This is a genomic window from Rhodococcus sp. 14-2470-1a (assembly GCF_002259425.1).
GTDB lineage: Bacteria > Actinomycetota > Actinomycetes > Mycobacteriales > Mycobacteriaceae > Rhodococcoides > Rhodococcoides fascians_E.
Map to the genome: position 1 here is coordinate 1 of NZ_NPFZ01000039.1, position 18382 is coordinate 18382.

The following is an 18382-nucleotide window of genomic DNA, read 5'->3' on the forward strand; positions in this document are numbered from 1 at the left end:
CTTCGGTTTTGACCTTCGACAAGCCAAAACCTAGACGGGGGACGGCGTGTGGCCGCTTAGGCGCGATTAGCGACCCACGAACGTGTCACAAGAGCCAGATCTCTTGACGCTGCCGCCCGATCGTCTGTGCCATCGGGTCCTTCATGGTGCGGCGTCGCCGAGTAGATCGAGGGTGCGCTGCAGCAGTGCTTCGATGCGGTCCTCGACGTTGTCGACCAGGTCGGGCACGTCCGCCAGGGCGGTGTGCGCGCGGTGCCGCGCGGCGACACCCGAGCGGTAGTACCCGGAATCGAGCTCGACTGGTGTGGGCTCGGGACGGCTGATGTCGACCTGTTCGGCGTCCGCGCGTGGTCTGCTGATACGGCGCCGCGGAGTGTGCGGCCGCGAAAGCCTGGCGCGGTGTCCGGCGACCACCGATCTGATCTCGGCAGCCGTCATCGGCGCGGCGGGAAACGGTAGGTGACCCCACCGGTCGATAGGGACCGCGACCGGACCTCTGCGGTCCAGCAATCCGGTCAGGTCGGGGAAGGTGTTGCGTTGCAGGTGTTCTACGAGCAGTGCGGTGGAGGGGTAGAGGTCGGAGAACTGCAGGACCGTGCGCCAGCGCTCCCACACCTCGACTGGCTGGAAGCCGTTGACCTCGTTGGGGTCGGTCCGGATTCGATGGCGGCCACCGATCCAGAGACTTCCGTCGTCTGTAGTGATGTCGCCCCGGTCGAGTTCGGCAATCGCGTTGTAGGACAACCCCGCTCCGGCTAGGAGAAGGAGTACTGCGTCGCGGCGTCCGAACAATGCCGCTGTCGACCCAGTGGTCGGCAATTCGGCTGCGATCGCCTGGTACTGGGCGGCACGCCGGATGGTTCTGTCGGCCCGGACGGTGTCCAGAGCGAGGCGCAGTGAGGTCGCCCGGCCGGGTGCGGGGTGGCCGGCGTCGAGGTGTGCGCGGTTGATCGCGGAGACCCTACGCAGCTGCACCGCCTCGCCGGCAGGATTCCCGTCGAGGAACTGCGCCAGGGTGACCGGCGTTGCGGGGAGCGGCGAGGTGTCGGTGGCGGCGCACCAGTCGGCAAACAACGCCCACTCGTAGCGGTACGCACTCACCGCGCTCCCCTGTCTCGCTGCCACCTGTGCGACGGTACCGGCCCGAACCGACAGATCAAGGTCAGTGGCGCGGGCGTTCCGCCAGCGATCTCCACGGCACCGGCCCGGACGTCAGTTGTCCTGTCCTCCCCGGACAAAACCTGCCGGGCTAGGCGACAGTCACCGTGCTATTTGATAACCAGAGCCACGGAACCCATACGGTCCCGTGGCCCTCGGTCGGCAGCGATGCTTGAAAGCTATTCCGCGAGTTTGGCGATGGACTGCGCCCACAGGAAGTACTTGTTGCGTCCGAGGTCGCCGATGGTCTTGATGTTGAACGCGGCCTTGAGGTGCTCTGCGTCCCCGGGGCTCACGCCCTGCAGGGCTTCGACGGGTGCGTCGACGAGTTCGGTGAGCGGCTTGTCTTCGTATGCGTTGCCCGAGCTTGGTCAGCGATTCCAGCCATGGATATTGCCTCCTCCATCTCGGGTGCAGACGTCCGGGTGCGTGCGCCGCCATCCGAGGGTACGGAACAGATGCTGAGAGAAGGGTGTGTTCACGTTCCCGTCACGATCGACCGGTTCACTGAACCGGTGACTTCACCTGCCGCCGGCTACGACCCCGCGTTCTTATCCACCATCGAGCTCGAAGCGCCCACGCGATCCGGGCTGGTCGTGCTGCCGTACACCCACTTCATGGTCGCGATCGACCCCGAGCGACGCCTCGCAGCATCCACGGCGGTGAACATCGACGGATCCCAGCTTCTCGAGGTCGAACGCGGTGACGACTGGCGACTCGATCCGAGGCTCCCGGCCGCGCAGCAAGCCGGACCGGAGCTGTACGCCAGCAACGATCTCGACCGCGGTCATCTGGTGCGCCGCCGCGACCCGGTCTGGGGCTCCGCTGCGGTTGCCGAGCAGGCCAACACCGACACCTTCCATTACACCGTGTGTGCGCCGCAGACCGCGACCCTGAATCAGTCCAAGACTCTGTGGCTCGGCCTCGAGGACTACGTCCTCGAGCATGCCCGGCAATACGGGCAACGACTGTCGGTGTTCTCCGGCTGCATCTTCGCCGCCGACGATCCGGTATACCGGGGCGTGGCGATCCCGCGCCGGTTCTTCAAAATCGCGGCCTGGGAACAAGACTCGATACTTGCAACGACGGGATACGTCCTCGACCAGACACCGTCACTGGGCCCGGTCCTCGAACGGCCCGTCCGCGCCAACACTGCTACTCCCCCACTCGGCCCGTACCGAACCTTCCAGGTACCCGTCGAAGACATCGCCGCAGCCACCGAACTGTCGATGGACCAACTCGTCGTCGCGGATCGGTACGCGCTTCAGCCTACGGCGCGGTTGGAGCGTGGGCGGTGGACCGAACTGGCTTCCTACACCGACATCGTTCTCTGACAGGCAGATCGGTTGTCGCGCGAGGGGGGTCGAATAGGGCTGCCTGCACCAGCCGGCCTCAGGTGGGTGTGGGGTCAGGGAGCGCGGTGTTCGGCCGCACCTTGGGAGTACACCACGGCCCCGTTCTCCTTCACCCACGTCTCGTCGCCGCCGCCGAGATGCTCGATGAGCAACTCGACCGTCGGAATCTCCGCAGCGAGTGCGTGCTCGAACGCATCGCGGGCGTTGCGGGCGCAGATCGTCACCTCGGTGTCGTCGGTGTAGAGCGCATCGATGACGAAGCTCGGGGTGAAGCGGCCACCGAACGGATCGCCGCCGTTGATCGCCTCGAGACGCCCGCGCCACCACCGGGTGAGCGCCCGCGCCCGGGTGATCTCCAAGGGGGCCTCGACATCAAGAATCGTGAACTTCTGGTAGTCCGCAGATGCGAGATCGCTGAGCAGGCGTGGACCCAAGCCAGGCCAACTGAACGTGCCCTCCAAAACGATGTTTTCTCCACGAGCCATGCAGATTTCGGTGATCTGGTCGAGAAGCATCGTCGATTCCGAGTGCGCTAGGGTGGCGAGCTCGCGCGGCATGACCGGATGCCCATCCGACAGCATTCGGCCCAGCAGGTCGTCGTAGACACCGCTGGCGACCGCGTCACGCAGCAGATGATCCTTGATGACGTCGGCATCGAGCACTCGCCAGCCTTGTCCGGCGAGATGGCGGCGGTCGATACTCGACGACTTGCCCACCCCCGGAGGTCCGGCGGTCGCCAGGGCGAGGAATTGCCGGCCGACGGCGACGTCGGTGTGTTCGGCGAGGAAGGCGTCGACAATCTGATCACGGGTGCGGCGGCGCGGCAACGGATCGAAGGCATGAAGCGAGGCTCTGGGCCCGTCCTTGTCGAGCATGCCGCCGGGGCGGCACCAGGTTTCGAGCTCGGACGCGGCGGCAGTGGCAGGGTCAGAGTGCATTCGCCTGCGCACGCCGGTCGGCCGTAGCCGCGAGAAGCACCCGATAGTCCTCGTCGTCGAGGAGATCCCCAGCGCGTTCGATCTGATCCCACGAACCCCGCACGTAGCTCTCCCCCGCCGGGTCGCCGGCAGCGACGTGCCCGAACGTGTACGGCCACGAGGCGAGTTCGACGATCATCGCGTCGTGATCGAGGATCTTGGCGGCGTGCTCGAGCATCACTTCGCGTGGGCTTCGTTCGCGGGCTGCGGGGTTCAGTCGCAGCTTTTTGACGATGCGGCTCACCTCCGGCTGGGTGACGGCGAGATTCTTGGCGATGACGCGCTGTGGGATGCCGTTGTAGGTGGCGTGAGCGACGGCGCGTAGGAGTTTGAGCTGCAGGAGTTCACGCTCGGCGGGTATGGCCCGTAGATCGCGTTCCATGTCATGCGCCAGCGACATATTAAGCCTCCTCAGCTGCAGTTATACCGAATTGTATCACTACCGCAGGGACTTCTCGGCGGACTGTGCGCCGGTGCATCGCAATCGAGCGACTGCGTGAGGAAACGGCGTGTTTTCACCGCCGAGGCATTCGAACGGTATGCGCCCGGACAGCCGAGGTCATTCGAACAACCGACAGGCTGTGAGAAACGCAGAAGCCGCACGAACACCGCTGACGGCACCGTCGTGGGCGCGCTCCCCGCGAACGTCGGCAACCCGAGGACGAGCGTGACGGGTCAGCGGCGGACCCAATTCTAGGGCTTCAGCACAACTGCCTGGTCGATCCACCGCGCCAGCAGACTGAACGCTGCCAGCTGTTCCAGAGCCAGTTGCTCCTGACCACCGTCGCTCGGTGAGTGCATTCCCGGGTTGCGGATTGCCGCGTATAGGCCTTCCGCAAGCGCCCGTGCTCCGCGATGCAGGTTCTCGTAGGTTTTACTGCTGTCGTTCTCCATCAGACGTAGCCGAGAAGCCCCAGGCTTAGGGTCGCTGAGCGAGAATGCCTCGTTGAACAGTGCGGTCTCGGATATGTCCATCCGGCCGAGCTTGGACTGTGTCTCCGCGTTGATCCGGATAGCGGCCTGCATTACGGCCTGGTGGAAATGGCCTGTGTTCCAGAAGCTTTTGCCGTTGTCCCATGCCCACGGATGCAGGTTGGCTGCGTCCATGTCCGGGGCGTTATCGCCAAGCCTTTCGGCTAGTTCGGCAGACCTTTCGAGTGCAGTCTTTGCACGGGAAGCCTGATCCCGAAGCCAGCGGTAGCTATCGTCGGTCGACGGACGACTCTTACGCCACCCAGGCAATACACGGTCGATGATCTCCTCCACCACGTGAGCATGCGACGAAGCCTCGGTTTCGGTGCCCCTCATTACGGTGCCCAGGAAGAAAACGCCCCCCGGTTCATTGTTCGGAGATACCTGGTCTGTGGCACGCAAAAACATGTTGATCTGATCGATTGCCCACTCCGCGTCCAATTTCGCCATGTGCTCATTCTGCTTGCTGATGGCTATATCGGTGGCGGACGCCGCGCCGAAGAGTCAGGACGCACTGGTCTCGGTGAGCCATCAGGTCCCTCCGCACCGCTTTAGTCGATTCCAGTAGAATCTCTGGCCGCGTCGATGGTGCACAGGTCGCAACTATGTGGATCAGACGGCGCACGCAAGCGCGGACCGAAGGCAGCTGTCGGAACGCTCGTGCAGCGGTCTTATCGCCATGGTGGTTCGTGTTGACCACGTCGCGCGGCATCTTTCTTTTGTCGTCGATGGTCTTGCTCGACTGGATTCCTAGTATGTCCGTGTCCCTGGCAGGATGACCGCGTGAAGAAGTTTCGACTTGAAGCCGGCGACGACCACGTCCAGAAGCTTGCGCACGAAAATGACCCTGTGAGGGCCGTTATCGAGCTCGTATGGAACTCGCTCGACGCCGACGCGCACCACGTCGACGTGGTTCTTCACCGCAACGAGACCGACGTTGTGATCGGCGTCGAGATCATCGACGACGGCCACGGCATGGCACCCGAGGAGATCGCGACCGAGTTTAAGTGGGTTGGCAACTCGTGGAAGAAAACTGCAATCCGCAGCAAGGGTGAGAACAGACCACTCCACGGCCGGTTCGGACAAGGTCGACTCCGCGCCTTCGCACTGGGGGCTCGGGCCACTTGGGAGACGGTCGCCGACAGTGTTGACGGGAGGCGGCTTCAGTCGACTGTTCGTGCTCAAGCTTCACACCGCAACGATGTAGAAGTATCGGACCCAATCGAGGTAGATGCCGATACTGGGACGAGGTTCGCTGGCGAGGGAAAAGAGTCGCTTGATGCCCTCGGTCGTGATGCCGCCGAAGAGGGTCTCACCATGATCCTAGCGCCCTACCTCATCACTCACACAGGGATCGAGGTGGTCTATGATGGGCGTCGAATTCAGCCCGCCGACAACATCGCTCACGACACCCTGGTCCCTGTCGAGTGGGAACACAACGGCGCCGTACGCCATGCAAAGTTGCGGGTCATCGAGTGGGTTAAGGCGAAGGAACGCGCAGTTCACCTGTGTGACAGCGAAACTGTTGTGGTGGACACGCTCGACACCCCGCCTGGACCAGACTTCACGTACTCGGCTTATCTCATGTGGGATGAGATGCCTGAACACCACGGCCAGTGGCCGCTTGCGAGGATGGAGACCACCCCGAGCGTCTTGGGCGTCCTCCTCAAAGAACTCGACCAGGTACTCGAAGACTATCTCGATACCCGGCGTGCCGAACGTCGCCGAGAGCTGGTCGAGGACTGGAAGAGTGGTCATGTTTACCCGTATCAGGGCGAGCCCACGTCGGAGGAAGAAAAGGTCGAGCGGGCGACATTCGACGTCGTTGCTACCTCAATTAGACGCCACATCCCGAAGGGCAAACAAAAGCAGCGACTCACGCTGGGGCTTCTAAAGGACTCACTTCAACAACGCCCCGGGGATGTGTCAGCTTTGCTAGACGAGTATGTCGGATTGTCGATCGATGAGCGGGACCAGTTGGACCGTCTCCTCACGCGTACGGGTCTGTCGCGAGTCATCCAGGCATCCAGTGACGTGACCAACCGGCTCGAGTTTCTGCGGGCGCTTGAGTTGATGGTTTTTGATCCCGAGACAAACAAACTCGTCGGAGAGCGCGAGCACTTGCACCGGATCTTGGAGAGCGAACTGTGGGTCTTCGGAGAGCAATACAACTTTATGGTCAGTGAGCGAGGCCTCACTGCAGCACTTGATCGGCACGTTGAACTACTAGGAGCCGGCCGCGGCGAAAAGCATCCTGTCAAACGGCTGGATGGCACGATAGGCCGCTTAGACCTCTTGCTCTCGGTCGCGGCCACGGAGCACGACCGCAATCGGCACCTTGTCGTAGAACTCAAAGCACCGAAAGTTGTTGCCTCTCTCACAGAATTAAATCAGATCAAGTCGTACGCGAAAGCTGTTGCCCAAGACGCACGGTTCGCCAGCAGCACAACCGAATGGGACTTTTGGCTTGTCACCGGCGAGATCGATGACGACGTGCGGCAGGAGGCGAACCAGAAGAACCGCGAGCGTGGACTTGTTTTCGAACCGGATCTACCGGAGGCTCCAGGAGCGAAGGTACGGGTGTGGGTCCGGGACTGGGGCCAGATCATTGACGCCGCCAAGCGCCGGCTCGACTACTTCCAGAAAAGCCTTCAGCACGACCCGTCCTTGGACGATGCAAGGGATTATCTCCGACGCAACCATGGCAATGTCATCCCCGAAGGCCTTCTTGCCGAAAATGAGCTGCAGCCGCAATAACTCTTACTCGGCCCACGATTCGGACCTACTGGTAGCTACGCCGATACCTCTTGTTGCTCAGTCGCATCGAACGCAATTTCGCCTGGTAGGTCGCTACAGTCCGATCTGGTTCACAGCGTTTCCCACCAGTGGTGCGTGTTCGCGGCGGTACACCTCGACGGAATCGAGGCTGGCGTGTCCGGTTTGGCGGGCGATGGCGGTGCCGTCGGCGCCGTTGCGGGTGCTTTGGGTGACGAAGCCTGCGCGTAGGGAGTGCCCGCCCAGCTTGGCGAGCGCAGCCGGGTCAAAGCCGGCGTGGCCGGCCCGCCGTCGGATGGTCCGATGGATCGCCGCGCCTGACAGTGGCGCGGTGCCAAGGTTCCCGTTCTTCGCAACCGAGCGGAACAGCGGTGCCCGGGCGGCGGCGCGGGGTACTCCCCCACGGCACACGTGACCGTCGAACGGCTCTCCTCTACGCAGTAGCCGGATCACGGAAGGGCGTCCTCCTACATCGAACGCGCCGACGACCTGGACCCAGCGGACGTACGCGCAGGGTGGGCAGGTCTTGTGAGACTCGGTGTAGGGCAACGCTTTCACTGCTCCCCTGCCGTCCTGGTCGGTCTTCGACTTCCGCACCCGCACGTGCAGGCCGTCGTGCCGGTGCACGGAAACGTCTCCGCAGACCAATTCCGTCAACTCGCTGCGGCGAAAGGCGCCGGCGAACCCGAGCAGCAGGATCGCCGAATCCCGGCGTTCGAGAACCTCATCGGCCCAACCCCGGCATCGTTCCCGTGCCGTCTCGACAAGGAGTTTGATGTCCTCGACCAACAACGGATCCCGCGGAGTGCGGGGCCGGTCTCCCGCGGCGGCGTACTCACGACGGATCCCGGATAGCGTCGCGGTTACCAACTCGTGTGTCGTCGGGGACAGGTGCCCGGTGGTGCGATGCTGCTGGTTGATCGCCGCGATCCAGGTCCCGAACGTGGCGACGGCGTAAGCCCGCTCCCCTGTCTCGGTGCGGATGTCGGCAGCGTCGACAAGATATGCGGCGACGGTGACCGGGTGCGCCGGCAGCGTCACGTGACCATTCGACTTGCACCAGTTGGTGAAGCGTCTCCAGGCGGCGTCGTAGGTCTTGCGCGTTCCCTCGGAGCGGGAGGATTGCACGGCGGCCGCGATCCGCTTCGCGACGCCGGGCGGGATCTCCGGCTCCACAGCCAGCGACCTGACGCTCTCAGGGATGCCCATCGCAGGTGTTCGGGCTGGTTGGAAGGCCATACGGGCAGTCTAACGCAGGTCATCGACAGGTCTGCAGAGCGAAAACTGTGCTGAACTGGCGTTTTGCGCACGACGGTGCGGAAAATGCAATTTACGTTGTGTACATCCAGAGAATAGAGGGTGACTATTGCATACCTGATTGGAGGCTAGAAGTACGGCGATGCTGGCCGAGAGTTCCAACCCATTGCGGATCGCTTGACCTGCGATTTCCCTAACCGAGTCAGCGAAGTTCCAGTCGGTGTCAGCTCCAACGACCTGTTCAGTTAGGTCTGAGCTGGGTTTCAGGCGGTTAGACGGATGTCCCAGGTATCCGCCACGGAATGCCTGTGAAACCTTTTCAGCGTTGCACTACCTCTGTGGAGGCCGGGGCACACAGCCAGGATGAGTGCGACGATGTGCGAATCCCAGGGTACCGCGCCAAAGGTGCCGGCGCCGCGTGCCTCGCATTTGAACAGGCACAGGCGCAACGTGCGGGGATTCTTGTGTCGAAATCGCAAGTACCCCAGAATGATTGGGTTGAGCGACGGCGTATACGTCGAGGTCCTCGACGCGTCTCTCATGATGGTGTCCATTGGGTTGATTGTGAAGCCGTGGGAGCAGGCAAGGTGTGGGTCCCCACGCGTCGCGATTCGTCACCGTGACGGTGGGGACCCGTCGCCTTTTCCTGCCTGAAACGCCAATCCATACTTGAAGTCGCCGCATGGGACTCGCTTCCCGCGTGTTTTACCCCAACCTCCGTAATGTCTCGAACGTCATACGTAAGACCATACAAAGAGCCATACGTATGGGCTGCAATACGGCCGTAGATACCGGCCCCGGTGGTGGGTCTCGCCGCTGCAAGCTAGGGACGCGCAGGCGCGCTTTGATGGGCTCTTGATTGCCAACCTGGACGCACGCACTTAAGCCCATACGGACCGCCATACATATGCCCATGCGTGCAGCGGTAGAATCCGAAGCCCTCGAAGATGTGGTTAACGGTTGTCAGAGTTGCCTCTGCGCAACGCTTGCCCCAGTTCGACCGGCGCTCTGCCGGTTGCCGGCCTTGTCGTTTGGGTCTAATACTCAGGGGTTCACTTAACTGAACGTGCGAAACGTTGTGTGTGCAATGTACCGCGAAGGCGTTGTCGGTTAACCCGTTTTGTCAATTCGTATCCCCGCGGGCACGTGGTAGCAGTCGCGGGTTTTGCTCGTAGATGGTTTCGGATCGGTGGCGGCCGTGGGGACGCGGCTTTCGTATCTTCCTCGACGAACTCCCTAGTGTGTAGGTGCCGACGGGCGATGACCGCATCAGCCCGTCTGGCTACCCGCTTATATCCGCTCCTTACGGCGGCACCCCAAGTGCAGATCAGACGCGATCCGGGGGTCCACGAGATTCCTTAGGTATGTCTCGGATTGCTGGTCTGTCGCAGAAATCCCACGGTCAATCGATCTGACTCAGACGTCCCCGACGGTGCAACGATATGTGTGAGTTAGACCCCGTGAGCTGCTGTTTTATATGGATCGATATGCAAGGCCATACTTACGCCCATACATCTGCCCATATGCACTACCACCGCTATGGGCATATAACAGAACGGAAGAAAGGGTGTAGCACCGGTACTGCGACTGGCGGGTCACACTTCCATAAAGCTGGACCGTAATATGATCTTGTTTACGTTCATGTAAATGCCCATGCGCCCGGTCGTAATTAAGTCCGTGATAAAACCCATACAGCGGGTCGGTTTTAAGTACAACTCGCAGGACATTGGCACGTACGCTCTAAAGTCCTTATACAAAGCCGTTGTTCAATCCCTATTCAAGTCTTTAAATACAGCCACACTTCAAGCATATCCCAGGACTGTGCAACCATACGTCCAAAATGCCCTTACCATGACCGTGTATAAAGCTGTACAGACAGCTAGTTCCAAAGCAGAACAGATTGACATTGCTCAGGCTGCAACTAAAGCCGGTAGTAAGTACCCGTGCACGTACTGAACACTAGTCAAGTTGGGGGCCATATATCTGGTCGTCCAGACGACCTGACAGACAGCAGTTTTGACGACCAGATAGGTAGCCTCGATGACGTCCGTACAAAAAGTCGTTTAACAGTGCGTGTCGCAGGACGCATGGACTGCACGACTCCGGTACCTTCATGCGGGTGACGACAACCGGAACCTCTCGAACAGTGCTGGTCGCCAACCAGAAAGGCGGCGTCGGCAAGAGTTCAATCGTTTCCGCCGTGGCGGGCATGGTCGCCGCCGCAGGACGGCGCGTACTTGTCGTGGACGCGGATCAGCAGGCCAACGTCTCAGCATCCGATCTGGGAGTCGAAGGGGACGGTGGGCGCGGTCTCAGCATGTCCCTGCAATTCGCGCAGTCACTCACCCCCGTTCGGGATGTCCGCCCAAACCTTGATGTCATTGCTGGTGGGCCCGCACTGGCGGTTGTCGCATCCGTTGCAGCGACCGCTGCGCAGACCGGAATCGACCTGCGCCGCAATCTGACTCAAACACTCAACGATCTGAACGATGCCGAAAACTATGATCTGGTGCTTCTTGACTCCGGTCCGGGTGATGCCCCACTCCTCGAGGCCCTGCTGGGAACAGCCCGCTACCTCGTCGTCCCCACAAAGGACGACGACGCCAGCTTGTCTGGCGTCGAACTGTTGGCGATGCGATACCTCAGAGCACGGAAAGCCGGGTCGATGATTCAGCTGCTGGGGGTGGTCCTTTTCGACACCAACCCCCGCGCGACTGCGCGAAACCGTGAGGTATTCGAACAGGTGCACGAGCTTCTCGAAGGCAGCGGTGCGGACCCGTTTGAGACATTTATTCGATCTGACCGTGCTGCCGCGGTTGACCTTCGAACCCGCCACCTCACTCCGTTGGAACTCGTGGACGTCGCCGAGTCAGACCAGAAGAATCGACTGCAAAGGCTACGTCAGAAGGGCAAGTCCAGCGACCGGTTGTGGTCACGAGATCCATCCGGACTTGCGTCGGACTATCAAGGGCTCACCCGCGAGATTCTGAGCCGGGTGGCAACCGCCGAACGCGACGAGGTTGCAGGCGGTGTCGCATGAGTACCAGAAAGCGTCGCGCCGCTTTCGATCCGAACGCGCTGAATGATCTCGACGAGCTACTCCCGCCTCTTAATCTAGTCCGGGATGCCGCCGCGGCTGGCGGGTGTAACGCTCCGCAATCGGCTGAGAGTGCAGACGCCGACCCTCAGAAGTCGAGCACGTCCGGAAACACCGCCGATAAGCCCGTAGCGTCCGGTCCACCCCGCGAGGAGCGACCTCAGGCGCTAGCAATCGTGGGGGCGGACGAGGCTTCTGAAGCCAGAGAGGGCACTTCGGTTGTCATCAAAGACGAACCGGCGGCAAACGACGAACCCGCCTCAAGTCCTCAGGACCCCACCCCCTCTGCAGTCGGGGCAGCCGCCTCAGAGGTGGCTGTGCGACAAGACAACGACGATCGACAAACCGTCCCCCCACGTCGTGCAGATGCGCGACGGAGAAACACAAAACGAGACTCGACGACGAACGCAGCTCGTGTAGCTCCACCTGAAGTAGCACTGCCACACGAGGTCTACAGCGCTCTCCGAACGCTCACGTTAGAAGAGCGGGGCGCAAACCCCACAACAGCGCGTTCTTACGGACAGGTCGTACTCGATGCAGTCGAAAAGCACGCCGACGACCTGAAGGCGCATTGGACAGACGCTGCTGCAACAGCGGGTACAGGCATGTTTAGACGCGCGGAGGCGGGAAGGCCTACGCGACGGCGGCACAGTGCACCGCTGTCTCGGGTTCCGCTTGCGGGCGTAATTAACTCGGACGCGGCGATCCTCGACCAGTTAGCTGGCGATTGGGGCGCTGGCAGTCGAAGCGCTCTCGTCGAGCAGGCGTTGCGGCTGTATCTGCGCGTCGACTGAAGTTGCAAACTGGCGCGGCGGGGCGCTCACCCGCTGTGCTGCGACGATTCCCCCAACTGCTGTAAATGGTTAGACGCTCAGCAGGGGCGCCGTGAAGCAGTCCTATGGGGCTTCAACGCCCGCAGCCGCCCAACAGAAGGAGAGCCTTGAATGGACGCGTGCAAGCAGCCAAGCGACACGGTCGACTCACCAGCAGAGCTAACAGATCATCCGCGAGTGCTTTTTGTCGCGTTGATGACAGGTATCGCGTTGACCGTGGGGATCGCCGCGTCCTCGTTCTGGCTGTCGTTCGCTGCGCTACAAGAGTTGGCGGTAATGGCCGGAACCGATCCACGGCTGGCGTGGGCTCTGCCCGCTGTCCTTGACGGCGCGATCGTCGCAACGACGGTAATCGCGCTGGCGTTGTCTCATCACACCGACCCAAAGACGGTTCGTGGTCGCAGGTTCGTACTCATGGTCCTAGCCGTCGCGGCCGGTGCCTCAATTTTCGGCAACGGCTACCATGCAGCATTGACCCCAGATGCTGTTCCGGCCATTGTGGCATCCGGAATCGCTACTGTCGCACCGGTTTTTCTCCTAGCGATGACAGAGGTGCTTGCCGTCATTCTGCGTGCGCCCAGAACGCATCGTCCAGTGGTGCCCGACGCTGAGCAGCAGCCGGGTTTGGATTGGTTCAGCGCCGAATCTCCGGCCTTCCCGGTTAGAGAGAGCGGGGGACTCGATCCCGACGCTTGGGCAACTGTGCTCGTGTACCTTCAACACCCTGAGTGGAGCTATAACGATGTTGCCGCCGAACTCGACGTCCAGACAGCGACTGTGAGCGCACATCTCGCCGCCTGGTTTGACCTGCAGATGACAACAGCGAAGCAGTGCGGCTTGCAACAAACGACCGCCGCACTGAGCGAGCAGTCCGCAGTCGGGCATCCCGAGAGCCTGCCTGCACTTGTCTAGCTATGCGGTTCGCGCACACATAGGGTTGAACGTAGAAGCTGTCTAAAGCTCGCACCTCGGAACAAGCAGGCCGACAACCAAGCCTCGTTCGATATACACAAATCCGTTGAACGGCAATACATCTACTAGAGTCCTGCATATCTACTGGCAGCGTTATATGTACTCATCCTCTAAAACTCTGCGGGTGAACATCATTCAACCTTGCCGTGCACGGTCAAATCAGGCGAACCATCACAACGTAAATTGCATTTTCCGTACCATCTAAGGAGAAACGCCAGCTCAGCACGCTTTTGCGTTGCAGGCATGTCGGTGACCTGCGCTAGGCTGCCGGTATGGACTTCCGATCAGGACGAACACCTGCGCTGACCTCTTTCGCTGGCATCTCCGGCACGGGCAGGTCGGTCGCGGTCGAGCCGGAGATCTCACCCGCGGTCGCGAAGCGGATCGCGAGTGCACTGCAGTCCTCCCGGGCGGAGGGAACCCGCAAGACCTATGACGCGGCGTGGAGACGCTTCACCAGCTGGTGCGAGTCGAATGGTCACGTGACGCTTCCGGCGAATCCGATCACCGTCGCCGCCTATCTCGTCGACGCGGCCGACACTCGAACCGAGACAGGCGAGCGGGCCTATGCCGTCGCCACCTTCGGCACCTGGATCGCGGCGATCAACCATCAGCACCGGACGACCGGCCACCTGTCCCCGTCCGCGCACGAACTCGTGACCGCGACCCTGTCGGGGATACGGCGGGAGTACGCCGCGGCGGGCGACCGCCCCCGCACGCCACGTGATCCGCTGTTGGTCGACGACATCAAACTCCTCGTTGAGACGGCGCGGAAGCGGTGTCGTGGGTGGGCCGACGAGGTTCTGGAGCCCCGTGATTCGGCGATTCTGCTCCTCGGGTTCGCCGGCGCGTACCGCCGCAGCGAGTTGTCGGAGATGATGTGCGGGGATGTAACCGTGCACCGGCACGACGGACTGCATATCCGGCTGCGGAAGTCGAAGACCGACCAGGAGGGCAGGGGAGCGGTCAAGGCGCTGCCGTACACCGACTCCCACGAGACCTGCCCACCCTGCGCGTATGTCCGGTGGGCACAGGTCGTCGCTGCGTTCGATGTGGGAGGACGACCGTCGGTGATACGTCTGCTTCGGAACGCAGAACCGTTCGGCGCGCACGTCTGCCGTGGGGGAGTGCCCCGAACGGCAGCCCGAGCACCGCTATTTCGGGCCGTCGCCAAGAATGGGAATCTCAGTGCAACCGCGCTGTCCGGGGCCGCTATTCACCAGACCATCCGCCGCCGCGCTGACCACGCGGGCTTCGACCCCGCCGCTCTGGCCAAACTCGGTGGACACTCACTCCGGGCTGGGTTCGTCACCCAGGGCGCGCGCAACGGTGCCGACGGATCCGCGATCGCCCGCCAAACCGGCCACGCCAGCCTCGACTCCGTCGAGGTCTACCGCCGCGAACACACACCTCTTCTGGGCAACGCCGTCACCCAGATTGGACTGTGACGTGTACGACCAACCGGGCTTCGACGCGAACTTCTCGCTCCAGACACGGCTCGAATGCATGGTCAACAAGTGGAGCACACCGATAGGCTAACGGCGTGTCTGCTAACCGAAGGGCTTACAACGTGGCAACGAAGGCGTTACCGGAACTATCGGCAATCGACCTGTTTTGTGGCGCGGGTGGTCTATCACTTGGACTGAAATCGGCGGGGGTCCATGTTGCTGCCGGAGTTGATTTGGATCCGGCGTGCGAATACCCCTTTGAAAAGAACATCAAGGCCCCCTTCCTGCTGCAGGATGTGAGCACTTTGACCGGGGCGGACCTAGCAGACCTCTGGCCGAAAGGAGCGAAACGCCTGCTCGCAGGATGCGCCCCCTGCCAGCCGTTTTCCAGCCACAGACGAGGGGCTGACACTAGCGAGGAGCTGGGATGGGGATTACTTCATCATTTCTCGCGAATAGTCGCAGAAAGTAAGCCTGACTTTGTAACGATGGAAAACGTTACACGCCTTAAAAGTATGACTGTCTTTAGTGCCTTCACAGCTCAGCTTCGGGCCATGGACTACGCGGTTGATTACGAAACCGTGTTCGGTCCAGATTTCGGACTTCCTCAAAATCGACGACGCCTGGTGCTCGTTGCTTCGCGTCACGGCGTCGTCAGGGTGCCCCTCCGTGCAAAACGACAAGCCAAGCACCCCACCGTCAGGGCGACCATCCAGAATCTGCCCAAACTGCAGAACGGCGAAGTTGATCCAACCGATCCGCTACATGCGGCACGTCGGCTAACACCCATAAACCTCGCCCGCATGAAAGCGTCAAAACCAGGGGGGACATGGCGTGACTGGCCTGACGAGCTCTTAGCTCCATGCCACAGAAAAGAAAGTGGAGCGAGTTTCCAATCATTCTACGGGCGAATGGAATGGGACGCCCCCTCGCCAACCATTACGACACAATCCTACAACTTCGGGACAGGGAGGTTCGGCCATCCGGAACAAGATCGCAGCCTAACACTTCGCGAGTCTGCCATGTTGCAAGGATTTCCTCGGTCGTATCGATTCAATGCTCCGGATAGCCCGCCTACGAAATCCTCTGTGGGACGGCTGATCGGTAACGCTGTACCCCCCGCATTTGGCAAAGCTATTGGGGAGACATTTATGGACAAATTAGAACACAACATAAGGACCCTTTCGTGACTAGCGCAGATCCGACGTTTACTTTCAGCGTGGACCTCGCTGTAGTTGAGTCTCTAGGCATCAACCTATACAGCAACGCAGCGGCAGTTTTGTCAGAACTGGTGGCAAACGCCTGGGATGCAGATGCAAATAACGTAACCATTAAGTGGAACACATCCGGCGATGAAATCGTCATCCACGACGACGGTCGCGGCATGACTAAATCAGAGTTGAATAGCCGATATTTAACGGTTGCATACAAGAAGCGCGACGAAGAGGGCCATTCTTCGCCCCTTCATGGTCGCCCCTTCATGGGTCGTAAAGGAATCGGCAAACTATCCGTATTCTCGCTCGCTGGCGACGTCACTCTGTTTACCAAACGCAATGGGTCTGCCAGCGGCTTCAACATTAGCGTGGATCAGCTCCGCGCTAAGATCGCAGCAAAGGAACCTTACCATCCCGATCCCGTCACCCCACCAGCAGATCTACCGGAACACGGAACTCGAATTATTCTCAAAAACCTCAATCGCCGGCGCACCGGCGTCTCGGTAGCAGCACTCCGCCGGCGTCTTGCAAGGCGATTCGACACACTGAATTATGCCGACTCAGATCCAGGCCGGTTTCAGATAACGATAGATGGTCGAAAGATATCATACGAGGACAGAGATGACCTTAAACTTTTGGAATACATGTGGCAGTTGGGGTCGGTAGAAATCGATGGTAAGCAAACCCCAAACATTGTTAAGCAGTGGCTGGTCTCAGACAATGTTATCGATGCGCGACGTGGCTGGAGCCTTCAAGGTTGGTTCGGCACTGTCCGTGAGCCCAAACAACTAAAGGATCCGGGTGACACGCAAGAGTCACTTCGTAACATAATCATCCTGGCGCGACGGCGACCAATTCAAGAAGGGATCCTTGATCAGCTCGATTTCAATAAGCTATTTGGAAGCTATGTAACCGGTCAAATACATGCGGAATTTTTGGACCTTGACGATGGATCCGACGACATCGCAACGAGTGACCGTCAGCGACTTATTGAAGACGACGAGCGAGTGACGTTGCTGGTGAAGAAGCTGCGGGACTTATTTAACTCGGCTGCCGAACAATGGTCATCAGAAAGACCAAAGCAAAAATTTAAGGAGCTCACGCTAAAGTATCCGGTTGTACAGGAGTGGGTCGACAAGCGTCCAGAGCATCAGCGCGAATCCGCTAGGCGTGTAATGGGCACAGTAGGAGCTCTTCAGTTGGACAAAGAATCTTATCGTCCAGCCTTATATAAATCCAGCATCCTAGCGTTCGAGCGAATTGCTCTCGACGCCACAACTAAGGAACTCGAAAAGTTTGCTAATGGCCTGTATGCAACCGACATACTGCCATTGCTTGCAAACGCACGGTCGTACGAAGATGCACTGTACGTGCAAATATTGCGCTCACGCCTTGAGGCAATAGAAAAACTCGAAAGCATGATCAATAAAGACGAACTTGAGAAAGTGCTGCAGAAACATCTTTTTGAGAACATGTGGCTTCTAGATCCATCATGGGAAGGAGCCACTGGTGACGCAGATATGGAAATAAGCCTTAACAGAGTTCGGCGAGGGATACTGTTCGACAAGAGTGAAGCCGAGAACCACAAAAAAGGTCGCATCGACATCCAGTATCGTTCAGCTGCTGGGGTTCATATGATTGTCGAGCTCAAGAAGTATGGGCGTAAAACTTCAATCGATGAGCTGATCGAACAAGGCGGCAAGTATCATGAGGCGCTATCGGAGGTGCTGCGCAAGAGAAGTGAGCCGGTTCGTGATATTTCCGTTGTTTTTGTCCTTGGGCAAGAACCGAATGTTGGCTACCTTGGGGGACGCGAATTGGGCGATGTCATAGACGGACAGCTAGAGCATATCGACGGCCGGGTGCTGTACTACGACGAGCTTCTGTCGACTGCTCAGAAGCGGTACAGCGACTATCGCGAGCGCAAGAAAGACCTGACGGAGCTAGATAGAGTAATTGCAGCCCTGGATGCTGATACATGAGAAACAACTTGCAATTCCTGTATTTGTGACCACGTCGTCCTCTGGTTGCAGAGTCAACTAAAATGTAAATCTTTACACCATTGCAGCGCGTGGTCAACGTCGATTTCTAAAGTCGGCGAATTCGAGTCGAGCCTAATAGGAACGAGCCGACCACAAGGGCTCTCCCCGTTGCATTGATGTGCGACTTTAGCATGCTCCGTCTTTGCCGGAGCCGGCACAACGGGGACTAAGCCGTCAAGATGTCTGGCCCTTGTGACTGATCTGTGGGTGTATCGGCGGCCAGGTAGTGATGCGAAGTCGCCAAAAGACGTATCCTCAAGCTGACGGCATCAATCGACTCTT

Annotated in this window: 12 protein-coding genes; 7 read left to right on the forward strand and 5 right to left on the reverse strand. The window is 60.0% G+C overall.

What is annotated here, in order from left to right; translation table 11 throughout:
• Positions 1-141 precede the first annotated feature (141 nt).
• Positions 142-1125: a hypothetical protein gene (locus CH292_RS25465; RefSeq protein ID WP_256978571.1), complete on the reverse strand. Its 984-nt coding sequence runs from the start codon at positions 1123-1125 to the stop codon at positions 142-144.
• A 548-nt stretch (positions 1126-1673) separates the two neighbouring features.
• On the opposite strand from CH292_RS25465, the gene CH292_RS25475 reads away from it, so the two are divergent.
• Positions 1674-2492: a DNA/RNA non-specific endonuclease gene (locus CH292_RS25475; protein WP_256978572.1), complete on the forward strand. Its 819-nt coding sequence runs from the start codon at positions 1674-1676 to the stop codon at positions 2490-2492.
• 74 nt (positions 2493-2566) lie between these two features.
• On the opposite strand, the gene CH292_RS25480 is transcribed toward CH292_RS25475, so the two are convergent.
• From CH292_RS25480 to CH292_RS25490, 3 genes are all read right to left on the reverse strand, one after another.
• Positions 2567-3451, reverse strand: coding sequence for an AAA family ATPase (locus tag CH292_RS25480; RefSeq protein WP_094656013.1), 885 nt, complete (start codon positions 3449-3451; stop codon positions 2567-2569).
• Positions 3441-3890 carry a hypothetical protein gene (locus tag CH292_RS25485; protein ID WP_094656014.1) on the reverse strand — a complete coding sequence of 150 codons (450 nt, stop codon included), beginning with the start codon at positions 3888-3890 and terminating at the stop codon, positions 3441-3443. The genes CH292_RS25480 and CH292_RS25485 overlap by 11 nt, the downstream gene beginning before the upstream one ends.
• 293 nt (positions 3891-4183) lie before the next feature.
• Positions 4184-4912 carry a TIGR02391 family protein gene (locus CH292_RS25490; RefSeq protein WP_094656015.1) on the reverse strand — a complete coding sequence of 243 codons (729 nt, stop codon included), beginning with the start codon at positions 4910-4912 and terminating at the stop codon, positions 4184-4186.
• A 333-nt stretch (positions 4913-5245) separates the two neighbouring features.
• Here CH292_RS25490 and CH292_RS25495 point away from each other — a divergent pair, with 333 nt between their 5' ends.
• The gene (locus tag CH292_RS25495) at positions 5246-7219 is read left to right on the forward strand and encodes an ATP-binding protein (protein ID WP_094656016.1); all 1974 of its coding nucleotides are present in this window, start codon (positions 5246-5248) and stop codon (positions 7217-7219) included.
• Positions 7220-7312: 93 nt separating this feature from the next.
• Here the strand turns inward: CH292_RS25495 and CH292_RS25500 are convergent, their stop codons facing one another.
• Positions 7313-8476: a site-specific integrase gene (locus tag CH292_RS25500; RefSeq protein ID WP_094656017.1), complete on the reverse strand. Its 1164-nt coding sequence runs from the start codon at positions 8474-8476 to the stop codon at positions 7313-7315.
• Positions 8477-10607: 2131 nt separating this feature from the next.
• Here CH292_RS25500 and CH292_RS25505 point away from each other — a divergent pair.
• The 5 genes from CH292_RS25505 to CH292_RS25525 all read left to right on the forward strand — a co-directional run bounded on the left by CH292_RS25505 (position 10608) and on the right by CH292_RS25525 (position 18040).
• Positions 10608-11534, forward strand: a complete 927-nt coding sequence (locus CH292_RS25505; RefSeq protein WP_094656018.1) for a ParA family protein — start codon at positions 10608-10610, stop codon at positions 11532-11534.
• Between the two features lie 1001 nt (positions 11535-12535).
• Positions 12536-13336, forward strand: coding sequence for a DUF2637 domain-containing protein (locus CH292_RS25510; protein ID WP_094656019.1), 801 nt, complete (start codon positions 12536-12538; stop codon positions 13334-13336).
• Positions 13337-13668: 332 nt separating this feature from the next.
• Positions 13669-14844 (forward strand): site-specific integrase, encoded by a 1176-nt coding sequence (locus tag CH292_RS25515; RefSeq protein WP_094656020.1) that lies wholly within the window; start codon positions 13669-13671, stop codon positions 14842-14844.
• 122 nt (positions 14845-14966) lie between these two features.
• Positions 14967-16034, forward strand: a complete 1068-nt coding sequence (locus tag CH292_RS25520) for a DNA cytosine methyltransferase (protein ID WP_094656021.1) — start codon at positions 14967-14969, stop codon at positions 16032-16034.
• Positions 16031-18040 (forward strand): ATP-binding protein, encoded by a 2010-nt coding sequence (locus CH292_RS25525; protein ID WP_179278085.1) that lies wholly within the window; start codon positions 16031-16033, stop codon positions 18038-18040. The genes CH292_RS25520 and CH292_RS25525 overlap by 4 nt, the downstream gene beginning before the upstream one ends.
• Positions 18041-18382 lie beyond the last annotated feature (342 nt).